The sequence below is a fragment of the Nocardia sp. NPDC050718 genome (assembly GCF_040654235.1).
GTDB lineage: Bacteria > Actinomycetota > Actinomycetes > Mycobacteriales > Mycobacteriaceae > Nocardia.
This window is the reverse complement of record NZ_JBFAHQ010000008.1, coordinates 173,395-187,301: the sequence shown is the minus strand read 5'-3', so window position 1 is coordinate 187,301 and position 13,907 is coordinate 173,395. Positions and strand designations below refer to the sequence as shown.

The window sequence follows — 13,907 nt, the reverse complement described above, 5'->3', positions numbered from 1 at the left end:
CGCCTGCGGCTTTCGGCTGAAGGGGCGCGTGCCATGCAGCTCGTCGACAACATCTCGGCCGCGGTCGAGCGGCAGATCGGGCGCAGGCCCTGGCTGGATCATCTGGTCAGGGCGGGCGGCCGATTCCAGCGGCAACGCGGTGACTACTACGCGGCGGGCATCACGTACTTCACTGTGCTGTCGCTGTTTCCGCTGTTGATGGTGGCGTTCTCGGTGGCCGGTTTCATCCTGGCCGGGCAGCCCGAGCTGCTCACCCGGCTCCAGGACAGCGTCGTGGAGAACATCCCCGGGTCCTTCGGCACCCAGATCAACGACCTCATCGATCAGGCGATCAGCTCGCGCGGCACGGTCGGTCTGCTCGGTCTGCTCGTCGGCCTGTACACCGGGCTCGGCTGGATCGCGAATCTGCGCGCGGCGCTGACCGAGCAGTGGGAGGTGCAGAGCCCCGAGAGTCCGTGGTGGCGGAGCAAACTGTCGGATCTGGGCGCGCTGGTCGGCCTCGGCCTGGCGTTCGTGGTCTCGCTCGGGTTGTCCGCGATCGCGTCGAGCGGGCTCGGTGCCCAGGTGCTCGCCGCGCTGGGGATCGATCACCTGCCCGGCGCGACCGTGGTGCTCGCGGTGGTGTCGATCGCGCTCGGTCTGCTCGCCTCGTGGGCGGTGTTCGCCTGGATGATCGCCCGCCTGCCGCGTGAGCCGGTCTCGCTGCGCAGCGCGGCGCGCGCGGCGGCGCTGGCGGCGATCGCCTTCGAGATCTTCAAGCAGATCGCCGCCATCTACCTGCAGATCGTGCTGCGGAGTCCGGCGGGCGCGACCTTCGGCTCCATCATCGGTCTGATGGTGTTCAGCTACACGACCTACCGCATCCTGCTGTTCGCCACCGCCTGGGCGGCGACCTCGTCCGACAACGACCGCGCCGCCGAGATCGCGCCGCCGAACGCGGTCGTCATCCGACCGCGCGTGGTCGACCACAGCATCTCGACCGGCACCGGCGCCGCCTACTTCGGCGCAGGCGCGGTCGCCGCGCTGGCGCTGCTGCTGTTCGGCAGGCGCCGCTGAGTCAGCGCCTGCGCCGGTAGGACCGCCGCGCCCACAGCAGCAGCACCATGACCACGATCGGCCCGCCGATCAGGGTCGCCACCCGTGCGGCGTGATGCGGCTGCTGCTCCGGCTGGGCCTGCGTCCCGTCGGCGCGCGGCGGCGGGGTGGCCAGCGGCACGCTAGGATGCACTGCCGCACTGCCCGATTCGGGTAGCTTGCCGATCCGGGCGTCGGCGTCGAGGGCGAAACCGTAGTCGAGCAGCCGGGCGGCCTGCTCCCACGGCCGGATCGGGCGCACATCGGCCTTGAGCAGCGTGACGACCAGCCGGTGCCCGTCGCGCTCGGCGGCGGCGACGAAGGTCTGCCTGGCGTCGTCGGTGAAACCGGTCTTGCCGCCGATCGCGCCCGCGTAGTTGTAGAGCAGCTGGTTGTCGTTGGCGATGGGGAAGCCGGGATGGTCCTTGTCGTCGGGGATCTTCGGATCGGCCGGGTAGCCGGGGAAATCGGCCTGCTCGGTGTGGATGAGTTCGGCGAACAGCGGAATGCTCATCGCCTCGCGGAACAGCACCGACAGGTCGTAGGCCGAGGTGCTCATCCCTGGACCGTCGAGGCCGGACGGGGTCGCGGCACGGGTGTCCAACGCGCGCAACGACTTCGCCACGTCGTTCATCTTCGCGACGGTCGCCTTGTCACCGCCGAGCTGGGTGGCGATCGCGTGCGCGGCGTCGTTGCCCGAGCACATGATCAGCGCCTGCATGAGCTGACGGTTGGTGTACTGCCCGCCGGGACCGATGCCGACCCTGGTGCCGTCGACGTCGGCGTCGGCCTGGGTGCCGGTCACCACCTTGTCCAGGTCGAGGGTGCGCAGCGCGACGATCGCCAGCGCCACCTTGATCGTGCTGGCGGGCCGGTAGCGCCCGTGCGGGTCCTTGGCCGCGAGCACGCGGCCGGTGTCGAGGTCGGAGACCATCCACGCGGTCGCCGAGATGTCGGCGGGCAGCAGCGGCGCGCCCTTGGGCAGCACGACGCCGCATTCGCTCATCCGGTCGCCGCCGATCGGGGCGTCGGGCACCGGGAGCGCGCTCGGCGTCGGTTCACCCGGCGCTGGCACCTCGGAGGTGTCGATGGGGGCGGGCGGCTGCGTCTTCTGCGGGCAGCTGTCGGTGTTCGGCGTGGTGAACGGGGGTGTCGTCGTCGTGCTCGCGCCGTTGCCCGGCGGTGTGTCGGAGCTGGGGACGGCGGTGGCGGCGGGGGCGCAGACCAGGGTGGCGGCGATCGCGGCGGCGCCGAGGGTGCTGGCGGCGCGCACGCCGAGTTCGCGGATCTTCATCGCCACAGAGCGTAGCGAGCCGATCGAGGCGAGGTGCGGCGGCCGCGCGCAACTCTTGACAGAATCTACTAAATGAGAGTTACTAGCAAATGACTGTAACTATCATTTTGGAGGAGATATGCGGACGGAAGCCACCCGCCGCTGGCTCGCCCTCGGCGCCCTCGCCCTGGCGATGCTCACGATCGGACTCGACGTCACCGTGCTGACGGTGGCCCTGCCGACCCTCGCGGTCGACCTGGACGCGAATACCGCTGCGCTGCAATGGTTCAGCAGCGCCTACACCCTCGCGCTGGCCGCGCTGATGCTGCCCGCCGGTGCGCTGGGCGACCGCTACGGGCGCAAGAAGGTGCTGCTCGGCGCGCTCCTCGTCTTCGGGGTGGCCTCGCTGGCCTGCGCGTTCGCCGGCACGGCCGGTCAGCTGATCGCCGCCAGGGTCGTGCTCGGTGTCGCGGCCGCGGCGATGATGCCGCTGTCGATGGCCGTGCTGCCGGTGCTGTTCACCGAGCCGGCGCAGCGTCAGCGCGCGCTGACGATCTGGGTCACCTCGACCGCCGTCGGCCTGCCACTCGGCCCGATCCTCGGCGGCTGGCTGCTCCAGCACTTCTGGTGGGGCTCGGTGTTCCTGATCAATGTGCCGCTGGTGATCGCCGGCGCGCTGGCGGTCGCGACCCTGGTGCCGGAATCGCGCGGCGACACCGGTTCTCGCATCGATCTGGCCGGTGCGGTGCTCTCGGCCGCGGGCATGCTCGGGCTGACCTACGGCTTCATCCGGATCGGCGAACGCGACTGGGCCGACGCCGTCGGCTGGCTCGCGGTGGCCGGGGGCGTCGTGCTGCTCGGCGCGTTCCTGTGGTGGCAGCGTCGCTGCGCCCACCCGCTCATCGATGTCGGCCTGTTCGCCGCGCCCGGATTCCGCTGGGGCACCGCGTTCTCCATCCTCGTCAGCTTCGCTATGTTCGGCATGTTCTTCACCGTCCCGCAGTACTTCCAGGCGGTGCTCGAGGTCGACGCGCTCGGCAGCGGGCTGCGGCTGCTGCCGATGATCGGTGGGCTGGTGCTCGGCAGCAGGCTGGTCGACGTCCTGCTCCCGCGCCTCGGGGTGCGGGTGGTGCTCACCGCTGGCTTCCTGGTGCTGGCGGGCGGGATCGGGCTCGGCGCGCTGACCAGGGTGGACAGCGGCTACGGGCTGACCGCTCTGTGGACGACGGTGCTCGGCGCAGGCATGGGGCTGGTCATGCCCGCGGCCATGGGTCTGGCGATGGGGGAGCTCACCGCCGCCCGCTCCGGCTCGGGTTCGGCACTGCTGCAAGCACTTCGGCAGGCGGGTGGCACCATCGGCGTCGCGGTCCTCGGCACCGTGCTGGCCACCACGTACCGGACCGAGCTCGGTGCGCTGAACCGGGAGCCGATCGCCGACGGGGTCACCGCGGGCGTTGCCGTCGCGCACCGGGCGGGCGATCCGGCGATGCTCGCGCAGGTGCGGCACGCCTTCGTCGCGGGAATGGACACCATGCTCGGGGTGTGCGCCCTGCTGTGCCTCGGGGCGGCCGTCGTGGCGGCCGCGGTACTGCGCGGGCGAGCGGCGGCACCGGCCGCCGCGCCGGATGCGGCAGAATCGATGCATGTCGGTTGAGATGTCGCTGCGTGAGCGGAAGAAGGAGCGGACCCGTCGCACCATCCGGGTCGAGGCGTTCCGGCTGTTCCGGGAACAGGGCTACACCGAGACGACGGTGGAACAGATCGCGGCGGCCGCCGAGGTCTCGCCCAGCACCTTCTTCCGCTACTTCCCGACCAAGGAACAGCTGGTCATCGCCGACGATCAGGACGCGCTGATGATCGAGGCCCTGGCCGCGCAACCGCGCGGCCGGCACCCGCTGACCGCCTTCCGCAACGCTCTCGAGGCGGTGTACGCGGCCATGCCCGCCGCCGACCTGGCCTTCGAGCAGGAACGTCAGGCCCTGCTGTATCACGTACCGGAGCTGCGCCCCGCGATCGGTCTGGAATTCCAGCGCAGCATCGAATTGGCCGCGCAACTGATGGCTGAATACACCGGCCGAACCGCCGACGATTTCGAGGTGCGGATCGCCGCGGGCGCGATGATCGGCACCATGCTGGCCATCGTCACCACCACGCCGGTCAACGCCGAGAACGCCGGCCACGCCCTGCGATTCCTGCAGGCCGGGCTGCCGTTCGGTCCGGACGACGGACCGAACGGCAGCGACCGGAGCTGACTAGTCGGCCGTGCCGTGCTGCACGGGGCAGCCGTGCGCCAGCGGGCCGAGCAGCTTGTTGTTGTCGTAGAAGTGCTCGAGCTCGAGAATGCGCAGGTCTTCGCTGACCCGGGCGATGGTGACGCCGAACATCTCGATCTGCTCACCGGTGGGCTGGTGGCCCTTGTACTCGCCCTCGTACCTGCCCCAGTGCCGCCAGCGGAAGCTCACGGTCGGGGGACCGGACAGTACCTCGATGACCTCCCAGAAGAAGCCGCCGGGAAACGCGGTGTGGAAGACGTGGTGCGAGGACTCGAAGGTCTCGTTCGCCGCCTCGTAGTAGGGATTGTCGCCGATCAGGATGTTGTAGCTGCCGATCCGCGCGAATTCCTCGGCGTCCTGCCATTCGCCGCCGTTGACCCGGCCGCGGTATTGCTCGGCGACCACCGACAGCCAGGTGGCCGGGTCGCCCTTGTGCGAGACCTCCATCTCGAAGACCTTCACCAGGTCCTCGACGATCGCCTCGAGCGAGCCCGGGGCGTGCTCGGTGGTGCGCTCGCGCGGGATGACTTCATGGCTCAATTCGTAGTCCGGGACATTGCCGCGCCATTCGGTCGGCGCGGCCGCGGCGATCACCGCTTCGCGGCCCTGCAGCCACAGCGGGGCCTCCGGCTCGGGATTCTGATCGGCTTGCGTATCTGTCACATCCACAGTCATTTTCGGTCTACCCGACCCTTTCGGAAAAGCTCGTAGAACCGGTCGAAGGTAACAGCGACCGCTCCGCCGCGCCTGTCGCGTCTCAGCAGATGAGAATCGCGAAATATCGAACTGTGTTCTGTGACAACGTTTTCGGAAACGCTATGCGACGGGGTGTGGATGGTGTCCGAGTCGGGCCGGGGTCTCGTCATCCATGGTCGCGAAGAATTCGCCGAGCACGCCGACGATCTGATCCACCGAATCCGCGCAGAACAGCACCGGCTGGTAGTGGGTGATGTCGTAGTCGATCGTGCCCATCGCGGCGACGTCGAGCGGACGTAGCCGGGCGTGCCGGAATTCATCGATCTCACCGTAGGAGGACAGCAATCCGGCGCCGTAACACCGGATCTCGCCGGCCTCGCGGACTACGCCGAACTCCAAAGAGAACCAGAAGACGTCGGCCAGGAATTTCAGCGCCGTCTCGGTCTCCAGCCGGGCCACCGCGGCGCCGACCGTCTCGTAGAGCGCGGCGAATCTCGGGCTCGCGATCTGATTCGCGTGGCCGATGATCTCGTGGATCGCGTCGGGCTCGGGGGTGTAGAGCGGGGCCGAGTGGTGGCGGATGTACTGGGTGGAATGGAAGGTGCGCTCGGCGAAGGAACCGAAGAACTCGCGCAGCGGGACGAGCCCGGCGGCTGGCACGTAGCTGAAGCCGGTCAGCGGGGCGAGCAGGCGCGACACCTCGTCCAGCTGCGGGATGTGATCGCGCGGCAGGGCCAGCGCCGCCGCCGCGTCGCGGACCTCGCCGCAGGCGTAGATCTCGTGCTTGCGGGCCAGTTCCGCCGAGGCGATCCGCCACACCCGCTGCTCGTCCTCGGTGTAGGCGATCTGCGGGACAAGGCCGCCCGGCCGGTAGTCGAGCGCCATCGCGGCGATGGCGTTGCGGCGGGTGCGGTAGTCCTCGTCGTTCACACCGGGGTGATCCGCGCTCAGATGCACGGTCACATCGCCGTCGCGCTCGCGCGTCACCGGCGAGTACAGCTGGGCCTCGGTGAACATGCCTCCAGGCAAGCACCGCGCGTTCCCGTCGACAACAACGACGCGCACAACTGCGCAAACTGCACAGTTATCGTGGCGAAAATACGCTGATTCCGGCGATCATCAGGGTTTTCTGTGCGCTTGCTGGCGACCGATCGCGGTGCTCGCCACCGGTTGCTGTGCGGACTTGCGAACGCGGGTATTCGGTAACGACGCGGTGAATCGGCGCACGCGCCCGGCGCGAATAACGCAAGATTGCGATCGACGAAGGAGGACGATTGCGATCCCTGCGGATAGATCTCGATCAGCACCTGCTGGCCGCGGCGGCCGACATCATGGGCACCGCCGACAGCAACGCGACCGTCAACGAGGCGTTGCGGCGCATCGTCGTACACGAGCGGCAACTACGCAATCTCGAACGGCTGATGGCCGATTCGATCTTCAGCACCCCGCGGGAGGGCGAGCAGGCGCCGATCATGGCCGCGGACGGGGTGGCCGAAGGATAGCTCGGGCGCGAATGTGTCGGTACCCGCTGGAATCATCGGTCCCGTCGCCGATCCGCAGGGGGAACGATGTCGGTACCGATCGCGAATCTGCCCGTCGCCCAACGTCCGCGTGAGCGCTTGCTGCTGCTCGGCCCGCACGCGCTCAGCGATGTCGAGTTGCTCGCGCTGCTGCTCGGGCAGGGCACCCGCGGGCAGTCGGCGCTGGAGCTCGCCGCGCAGCTCCTCGGCGAGTACGGCGGATTGGCCGAGCTCGCCGCCGCCCGCCCGGAGGAGCTGGCGCGCAGGGCGGGCATCGGTCCGGCCAAAGCGGCGACGGTGATCGCCGCGTTCCATCTCGGCACCCGCTCGCGGATCACCGAAGCGGTGCCGCGGCTGAGCTCACCCGCCGATATCGCCCGCGTCGCGGTGCCGCTGTTCGCCGGCGCCAGGGTCGAGCGCCTGCTCGTGCTGATCTGCGACACCCAGCATCGCCTGCGCCACCGCGCCTTCGTCGCCGAGGGCGCCATCGACCACGTAGCCGTCCCGGTCCGGGAAATCCTCAACACCGTCCTGCGCCACGACGGCCGCGCCTTCGCCGTCGTGCACAACCACCCCTCCGGCGACCCCACCCCCAGCGCCGACGACCGCCGCGCGGGCACCCTCCTCGCCCGCGCCGCCGACCTCGTCGGCCTGCGCTACCTCGACCACCTCGTCATCGCCGGCGAATCCTGGTCCACCGCCCCACCTCTGGACTGACCCCTACTGTTCGATGTCGGCGGCGCGGAGGCGGGCCAGGGCGGTGGGGTCGGGCCAGTGGCGGGCTTCGAAGCGGGTGGGCTCGATGGTGGGAAGGGGTGTGAGGCCGAGGATTTCGACGACCGTGGGGAAGGGGACGGTGCAGAGCAGTTCGACCTCGTCGTTGTCGTCGCGGCGCAGGAAGCGCACGACGTCGGTCTCCGGGAGCAGGTATTCCACCCCTTCGCCCCAGACCACCGAGGTGAAGGCGCCGTCGGAGGACTCCTCGTAGTTGACCGTGGCCGCGTAGGCGGGGGCGATGTCGAGGTCGGGCAGCTCGAGGTACTCCTCGAACACATCGTTCAGATGGTCTGTCTGGATGCTGTATTCGGTCGCGGCCAGGCCGGCGCGCGCCCGCAGCGCCAGCGGCATCGACGGGTGTGGGCCCGCCTCGTCGAAGGGGACGACGGTGCCGTGCTCGTCGACCGTGTAGCCCTGCGGCGAGACCGGACGGGCCGCGTCGCGGTACTGCTGCTCGATCATCTCGAACACCTCGACGAGCAGCTCCGGATCGTCGGGAACGACCAGCAGGGAATCGTTCTCGGCGATGAACGCGACCGGCCTTGCCTCGCCACCCGCGTACCCGGCCAGCCAGCCCGGCACCAGCAGCCAGGAGGCGAAGTAGGAATCGCCGTCCTCGACGAAGCGCAGGATCTGTAGTTCCGCGGGGGAGCCGGGCTTGCTCAGCGCCGTGAGATTGTCGCGCGCCGCGGCGAAGACCTGCTCGGCGTCCACACCCCAGCTCGCGACCTGATCGACGGACACGAACGACCTGGTCCGCGGCAGATCGACGACGACGATCTCGTCGATGAACGGGAACGCCGCGCGGTGCAGCGGCCGCGGGCCGTCCTGGCCCAGCGTCACCGGACGCAGGACCGAACGCAGCATCGGGCGCACCGATTCCCAGTCGCCCGGCACATCGTCGGATCCGGTCATCGCCGCGATGAACGCGGTGATGCGCTCTTCCCGCTCCGCCGCGCCGAGCTGCTGACACTCACGAAAGATGTTGTCCAGGAAGATCACCCGGCCGTCACTGTGATGCACGCTGAAGTCCTCGGCCGAGTACTCGGCATCGCCGATCCCGTGCGCGCGCACAGTCGTCATCACGGTTTCCACGAACTGCTCGCGTTCCATCGCCGCGTCACTCCCCGTCCCTGTCGGTTACCGTCGATCTTGACCGACGGCACCGACACTGTCGAGGCGTCGGTCACTCAGTCGGCGAAACCGGTGGTCCTGGCCAGGTCGGCGAGCATGGCGTCGAACATGATCTCCGGGTCGGCCAGCGGGATGGGGTAGTTGCCGAACACCTCGAGGGTGACGTGGCCGAACAGTCTGGCCCAGATCTGCACCATCAGATAGGTGACGCCCAGATCCAGCTTCTCGGCCGGGAACTTCTGGCCGGACTCCGAGAGCATCGCCAGCAGGTCGGTCTGGAAGGCGACGAGATCATCGCGCAGCGCGGGCGGGATGGTCTCACCGGGCGGGGTGGCGATCTCGAAGCCGACCAGCAGCCTGCCCGCCGCGGCGAGGAAGATCCGGCCGAAGGGTTCGTCGAACCGGCGCATCATCGACCGGCCCGAGGTGGGCGAGGCGAACACCAGGGTGAACTCCCGGGGATTCGCCAGCGCCCACCGCCGGAAACCGCGGCAGATGGCCAGGAACTGCACCGCGCCGTCGTCGGACAGCACGGCGATCTCGGTCGAGAGGAACGCGGCCAGATCGGTGCAGAACTCCACCCGCAACCGCTCGATCAGCTCGTCGCGCGAGGCGTAGTGCCGATAGAGCGCGGGCGCGGTGACGCCCAGCTCGCGGGCGATCGCGCGCAGGGTGACCGCGTCCGGTCCCTGCGCGGCCAGCTGCGCCCTGGCGACCCGCCGGATATCGGCGTCGGTCACCACGGGCGCGCGCCCACGCGCCTTGCCCGTCACCCGGCCACCCCCTCGATCATGTTTCGGGTCAAGCGTATTCGACCTCCCAGCGCTTGATGCCGTTGAGCCAGCCGCTGCGCAGCCGCACCGGGTCGGCGACCTGACGCAGGTTCGGCATCGCGTCGGCAATGGCATTGAACATCAGGTCGATCTCCAGGCGGGCCAGATTCGCCCCGACGCAGTAGTGCGTGCCGGTGCCGCCGAAGCCGACATGCGGATTCGGGTTGCGCAGCACGTCGAACTCGAACGGGTTGGTGAAGGGCTCCTCGTCGAAGTTGGCCGAGCTGTAGAACAACCCGATCCGCTGGCCCTTCTTGATCTGCTGCCCGCCCAGTTCCAGGTCGCGGGTGGCGGTGCGCTGGAACGCGGTCACCGGGGTCGCCCAGCGCACGATCTCGTCCGGCGCGGTGCGCGGGCGCTGCTCCTTGTAGAGCTCCCACTGGGCGGGGTTGTCGACGAAGGCCTTCATGCCGTGGGTGATCGAGTTGCGGGTGGTCTCGTTGCCCGCGACGGCGAGCAGGATGACGAAGAAGGCGAACTCGTCGGAACCCAGGTGCTCGCCGTCGACGTCGGCGTTGACCAGCTGGGTGACGATGTCGGCGGCCGGACACCCCCGGCGCTGCTCGGCCATGTTCCAGGCGTAGCCCATCACCTCGGCGGTGGCCACGTGGTGGTTGCCCTCGAACTCCGGATCGTCGTAGGAGATCATCTGGTTGGTCCAGTCGAAGATCTTGCGACGGTCCTCCTGCGGGACGCCGAGCAGTTCGGCGATCGCCTGCAGCGGCAGTTCGACGGCCACCTGCTCGACGAAGTCGCCCCGCCCGGACTTCTTGGCCTCCCAGACGATCCGCTCGGCCCGCTCGGTGAGCGCGGCGCGCAGGTTCTCCACCGCGCGCGGGGTGAAGCCCTTGGACACGATGCGGCGGATCTTGGTGTGCTGCGGCGGATCCAGGTTCAGCATCAGCATGTTGCCGAGCATGTCGATCTGCTCGCGGGTGGTCTCCTCGTTGAACCGGATGATCGCGCCGTTCTCGTGCGAGGAGAAGTCGTCGGGGTTCTTGGAGATCTCCTTGATGTCGGCGAGCTTGCTCACCACCCAGTAGCCGCCGTCGTCGAATCCGCTGGCGCGGTCCGGCTGGGCGCACCACCAGACCGGGGCGGTGCGCCGCAGCTGCGCGAACTCCTCGATCGGCAGTCGGCTTGCGAGCAGATCGGGATCGGTGAAATCGAACCCCGCGGGGATGTTGGTGCTGGTCACGGCTGTCTCCTCCGGTCCGGTGCGCGGACGTCACAACGTGATGTGGAACACGTTCGTGATGATGAAACCACGTCCGACCCGTTTATGAACAGCGTTTAGTAATACCCGTTTATAAAACCTGTCGAGAAGAATCGGGCGGTTCGCCGACCGCGAGCCCCGCCCGCTGGGCAAGATGGCCGCGTGGACCTGCCGTTTCTGCGCGCGAACCCGCATCTGCTGCCGACCTTTCTCGCGCACCAGCGGTTGCGCACGACGCCCGTGCCGGGCGGCTCGATCAGCGTCGCCGAGCGGATCGTGCTCGACGACGGCACCCAGTTGTTCCTCAAGACCTGGCCGGGCGGCGTGTCCGCCGCGCCGACGGCCGAGGCCACCGCCGCGCCCGCCGGTCTCTTCGCGGCCGAAGCGGACGGTCTGCGCTGGCTGAGGGCGGCGGGCGGGGTCGCGGTGCCCGAGGTGTACGCGGTCACCGGCGAACTGCTGCTCCTGGAGTGGATCGAGCACGCCGAGCCGAGTGCCGCCGCCGCCGAGCGTTTCGGGCGCCGGCTCGCCACCACCCATCGAGCGGGCGCGCCCTGCTTCGGCGCGGCAGTGTCACTCCACACCGCCCCCTCGGGTGCCGGGCAGCGCTCCCGCACGCCCGATGCCGCCGTGCCGGCCGGATTCCTCGCGGGCCTGCCCCTGGACGACACCCTGGGCGAGGACTGGCCGACCTGGTTCCGTGCGAACCGCATCCTGCCGCTGCTGGAACTCGCCGTCGACGCGGGCGGTCTCGACCCCGCCGACGCCGCGCTCGTCGCAACGATCCACATCGAGGCGCCGTCGGAACCTCCGGCCCGGATCCACGGCGACCTGTGGCCCGGCAACATCGTCTGGGGCCGCGACGACACCCCCTGGCTGATCGATCCCGCCGCCCACGGTGGCCACCGCGAAACCGACCTGGCCACCCTGACGCTCTTCGGCGGTGCCCCGCACTTCTCCCGAATCATCGCCGCCTACAACGAGATCCACCCCCTCGCCCCCGGCTGGAAAGACCGCATCGCACTCCACACCCTGCCGATCCTGCTGGTCCACGCCACCCTGTTCGGCCGCTCGTATCGCACGGCGGTCCTCGACGCCGCGCGGCGCTATCGATAGCGAGTCGATCGCCGCTGCCCGGATAGACTGGCTGAGCAGGCTCGATGGATCGAGGTGGCCGCTATGTCCAGCCATCGCGGCGGTGCTCGCCGGGTGCGTGCGGGCGAGGTCGGCCTGGAGGTGATCATCGGTGGCGCCGGGCCGCCGCTCGTCCTGATCCAAACCGGGCTGCTCGCCGAGGAATGCGCGCCGCTCGCGACCGCGCTCGATCGTGACTTCAGCACGATCCGCTACCACCGTCGCGGGTACTCGGGCAGCGACCCGGTGTCGGGACCCGGCTCGATCGGCCGCGACGCGCGGGACTGCGCGGCCCTGCTGACCGCGCTGGGCATCGACTCCGCGCATGTGCTCGGGCTCTCCTACAGCGGGGCCGTCGCTCTCCAGCTGGCGGCCGACGCGCCGGAGCGGGTCCGCTCGCTCGTCCTGATCGAGCCGCCGCCGGTCCACGTCGCCGAATTCCGTTCCGTCAACGCCGAACTCCAGCGGGAGTACCGGGCGGCGGGGAGTGCCGTCGCCCTCGACCACCTGATGGGCATCGTCAGCGGATCGGGCTGGCGCGACATCCTGGATCGGCAGCTGCCCGGGGCGCGGGAGCAGGCGACGGCCGACGCCGAAACCTTCTTCGCCACCGATCTGCCCGCGCTGCTGACCTGGACCTTCACCGCCACCGACGCGGCCCGTGTCCAGGCGCCGGTGCTCTACCTCGGCGGTACGGCGAGCGGCCCGTGGTTCGCCGAGGTCGCCGAGCTGATCACCACCTGGTTCCCGCGGGCCGAATCGGTGCTGTTCGCCGACGCCGACCACGGCCTCGCCCTCACCCATGCCGCCGGTCTCGCCGTGGCGATCACCGCCTTCGTGGCCGATCGGTAGCGCGTCGTGACGCCCCTGGATTCGGGATTACAGATTTACGTTTCCTGTAACGATTAGATGTAGAGCTTCCCGAGTGGCGGCCGCAAAGATGGGCGCATGATCAAAATGCCTCATGTTCAAACGACTGGCACTCGCCGCCCTGTGCGGTGCGGCCGCACTGCTCCCCGTCGCTCCCGCCGGCGCCGCGCCACACGCGGGCCCACCGGCGAAGATCGCCTCCTACAACGTCTTCATGCTGCCGGAGGCCCTCTACCCCAACTGGGGGCAGGAGCAGCGTGCCGATCTGATCGCGCAGCAGAATGTGCTGGCCGATCAGGACGTGGTGGTGCTCCAGGAGCTGTTCCACAACGAGGGTGGTGACCGGCTGCTGAACAATCTGCGGCGGACCCACCCGAACCAGACGTCGGTGGTCGGCCGGTCGCGCTCGGGCTGGGACGCGACCCAGGGGTCGTACTCCGCGACCACGCCGGAGGACGGCGGTGTCGCCATCGTCAGCCGCTGGCCGATCAGCCGCAAGGTGCAGTTCGTGTACAAGGACGCGTGCGGCGCGGACTGGTTCTCCAACAAGGGCTTCGCCTACGTGAAGCTGGCCGCGCCGGGCGGTGCCATCCACGTGATCGGCACGCACATGCAGTCCGAGGACGACGGGTGCAGCGCGGGCCAGCCGGGTCAGGTGCGGGCCAAGCAGCGCGCGCAGATCGCGGCGTTCCTCGCCGCCGAGCGCATCCCCGCCGGCGAGCCGGTCTACGTGGCAGGCGATATGAACGTCATCGAATCCAGCGCCGAATATCCCGCGATGCTCGCCGAACTCGGCGCCGTCGGTCCCGAGCACACCGGGCACCCGCACTCGTGGGACTGCGCCGACAACTCGGTCTGCCTCGACCAGTACGGCCCCGAATACGCCGCCGAGCACCTCGACTACGTGTTGCCCATCAGCGGCCACCCCGTCCCCAGCCGCTACGTCAACGAGACCCGTCGCGTGAAGAGCCCCTCCTGGAGCGTCACCGCCACGGGCACCACCTACACCTACACCGACTACAGCGACCACTACCCGGTGTTCGGCTCCAACGGCTGACCGACGACGAAGGCCGCCTTCATCTCGAAAGATGAAGGCGGCCTTCGTGG

14 protein-coding genes are annotated in these 13,907 nt (G+C 69.4%); 8 read left to right on the top strand and 6 right to left on the bottom strand.

Features of this window, described 5'->3' with window-relative positions; genetic code table 11:
* Positions 1 to 33: 33 nt before the first annotated feature.
* A complete protein-coding gene (gene yhjD / locus AB0H54_RS29345) occupies positions 34 to 1,056 on the top strand; it encodes an inner membrane protein YhjD (RefSeq protein WP_357349692.1) in 1,023 nt (340 codons plus the stop codon).
* Between the two features lies 1 nt (position 1,057).
* On the opposite strand, the gene AB0H54_RS29340 is transcribed toward yhjD, so the two are convergent.
* A complete protein-coding gene (locus AB0H54_RS29340) occupies positions 1,058 to 2,368 on the bottom strand; it encodes a serine hydrolase (RefSeq protein ID WP_357349690.1) in 1,311 nt (436 codons plus the stop codon).
* 118 nt (positions 2,369 to 2,486) lie between these two features.
* On the opposite strand from AB0H54_RS29340, the gene AB0H54_RS29335 reads away from it, so the two are divergent.
* Positions 2,487 to 4,001 carry an MFS transporter gene (locus tag AB0H54_RS29335; protein ID WP_357349688.1) on the top strand — a complete coding sequence of 505 codons (1,515 nt, stop codon included), beginning with the start codon at positions 2,487 to 2,489 and terminating at the stop codon, positions 3,999 to 4,001.
* Complete coding sequence (locus tag AB0H54_RS29330; protein ID WP_357349686.1) at positions 3,991 to 4,599, top strand: TetR family transcriptional regulator; 609 nt, start codon at positions 3,991 to 3,993, stop codon at positions 4,597 to 4,599. Before AB0H54_RS29335 ends, AB0H54_RS29330 begins: the two co-directional genes overlap by 11 nt.
* On the opposite strand, the gene AB0H54_RS29325 is transcribed toward AB0H54_RS29330, so the two are convergent.
* Together AB0H54_RS29325 and AB0H54_RS29320 are read right to left on the bottom strand one after the other, a co-directional pair.
* Complete coding sequence (locus AB0H54_RS29325; protein WP_357349684.1) at positions 4,600 to 5,283, bottom strand: SnoaL-like polyketide cyclase; 684 nt, start codon at positions 5,281 to 5,283, stop codon at positions 4,600 to 4,602.
* Between the two features lie 153 nt (positions 5,284 to 5,436).
* Positions 5,437 to 6,333, bottom strand: coding sequence for a phenylalanine 4-monooxygenase (locus AB0H54_RS29320; protein ID WP_357349681.1), 897 nt, complete (start codon positions 6,331 to 6,333; stop codon positions 5,437 to 5,439).
* Positions 6,334 to 6,590: 257 nt separating this feature from the next.
* Here AB0H54_RS29320 and AB0H54_RS29315 point away from each other — a divergent pair, with 257 nt between their 5' ends.
* Both AB0H54_RS29315 and radC read left to right on the top strand, forming a co-directional pair.
* A complete protein-coding gene (locus AB0H54_RS29315) occupies positions 6,591 to 6,818 on the top strand; it encodes a type II toxin-antitoxin system VapB family antitoxin (protein WP_357349679.1) in 228 nt (75 codons plus the stop codon).
* Positions 6,819 to 6,884: 66 nt separating this feature from the next.
* A complete protein-coding gene (gene radC, locus AB0H54_RS29310) occupies positions 6,885 to 7,553 on the top strand; it encodes a DNA repair protein RadC (RefSeq protein WP_357349677.1) in 669 nt (222 codons plus the stop codon).
* 3 nt (positions 7,554 to 7,556) lie between these two features.
* Here radC and AB0H54_RS29305 read toward each other — a convergent pair whose 3' ends face one another.
* The 3 genes from AB0H54_RS29305 to AB0H54_RS29295 form a co-directional block, all read right to left on the bottom strand.
* Positions 7,557 to 8,696 (bottom strand): hypothetical protein, encoded by a 1,140-nt coding sequence (locus AB0H54_RS29305; protein WP_357349675.1) that lies wholly within the window; start codon positions 8,694 to 8,696, stop codon positions 7,557 to 7,559.
* 107 nt (positions 8,697 to 8,803) lie between these two features.
* A complete protein-coding gene (locus tag AB0H54_RS29300; protein WP_357349674.1) occupies positions 8,804 to 9,520 on the bottom strand; it encodes a TetR/AcrR family transcriptional regulator in 717 nt (238 codons plus the stop codon).
* A gap of 28 nt (positions 9,521 to 9,548) precedes the next feature.
* Positions 9,549 to 10,778: a cytochrome P450 gene (locus AB0H54_RS29295; RefSeq protein ID WP_357349672.1), complete on the bottom strand. Its 1,230-nt coding sequence runs from the start codon at positions 10,776 to 10,778 to the stop codon at positions 9,549 to 9,551.
* A gap of 180 nt (positions 10,779 to 10,958) precedes the next feature.
* Between AB0H54_RS29295 and AB0H54_RS29290 the strand changes: the two genes are divergently transcribed.
* From AB0H54_RS29290 to sph, 3 genes are all read left to right on the top strand, one after another.
* The gene (locus AB0H54_RS29290; protein WP_357349670.1) at positions 10,959 to 11,912 is read left to right on the top strand and encodes a fructosamine kinase family protein; all 954 of its coding nucleotides are present in this window, start codon (positions 10,959 to 10,961) and stop codon (positions 11,910 to 11,912) included.
* Between the two features lie 63 nt (positions 11,913 to 11,975).
* Positions 11,976 to 12,782 carry an alpha/beta hydrolase gene (locus AB0H54_RS29285; RefSeq protein ID WP_357349668.1) on the top strand — a complete coding sequence of 269 codons (807 nt, stop codon included), beginning with the start codon at positions 11,976 to 11,978 and terminating at the stop codon, positions 12,780 to 12,782.
* A 112-nt stretch (positions 12,783 to 12,894) separates the two neighbouring features.
* Complete coding sequence (gene sph / locus AB0H54_RS29280; protein WP_357349666.1) at positions 12,895 to 13,857, top strand: sphingomyelin phosphodiesterase; 963 nt, start codon at positions 12,895 to 12,897, stop codon at positions 13,855 to 13,857.
* The last annotated feature ends 50 nt before the right edge of the window (positions 13,858 to 13,907 follow it).

Excerpts from the sequence above, each read along its gene's own strand:
- yhjD (WP_357349692.1), top strand. The coding sequence starts at position 34 with ATGCAGCTCGTCGACAACATCTCGGCCGCGGTCGAGCGGCAGATCGGG.
- AB0H54_RS29340 (WP_357349690.1), bottom strand. The coding sequence starts at position 2,368 with ATGAAGATCCGCGAACTCGGCGTGCGCGCCGCCAGCACCCTCGGCGCC.
- AB0H54_RS29335 (WP_357349688.1), top strand. The coding sequence starts at position 2,487 with ATGCGGACGGAAGCCACCCGCCGCTGGCTCGCCCTCGGCGCCCTCGCC.
- AB0H54_RS29330 (WP_357349686.1), top strand. The coding sequence starts at position 3,991 with ATGTCGGTTGAGATGTCGCTGCGTGAGCGGAAGAAGGAGCGGACCCGT.
- AB0H54_RS29320 (WP_357349681.1), bottom strand. The coding sequence starts at position 6,333 with ATGTTCACCGAGGCCCAGCTGTACTCGCCGGTGACGCGCGAGCGCGAC.
- radC (WP_357349677.1), top strand. The coding sequence starts at position 6,885 with ATGTCGGTACCGATCGCGAATCTGCCCGTCGCCCAACGTCCGCGTGAG.
- AB0H54_RS29305 (WP_357349675.1), bottom strand. The coding sequence starts at position 8,696 with ATGACGACTGTGCGCGCGCACGGGATCGGCGATGCCGAGTACTCGGCC.
- AB0H54_RS29285 (WP_357349668.1), top strand. The coding sequence starts at position 11,976 with ATGTCCAGCCATCGCGGCGGTGCTCGCCGGGTGCGTGCGGGCGAGGTC.
- sph (WP_357349666.1), top strand. The coding sequence starts at position 12,895 with ATGTTCAAACGACTGGCACTCGCCGCCCTGTGCGGTGCGGCCGCACTG.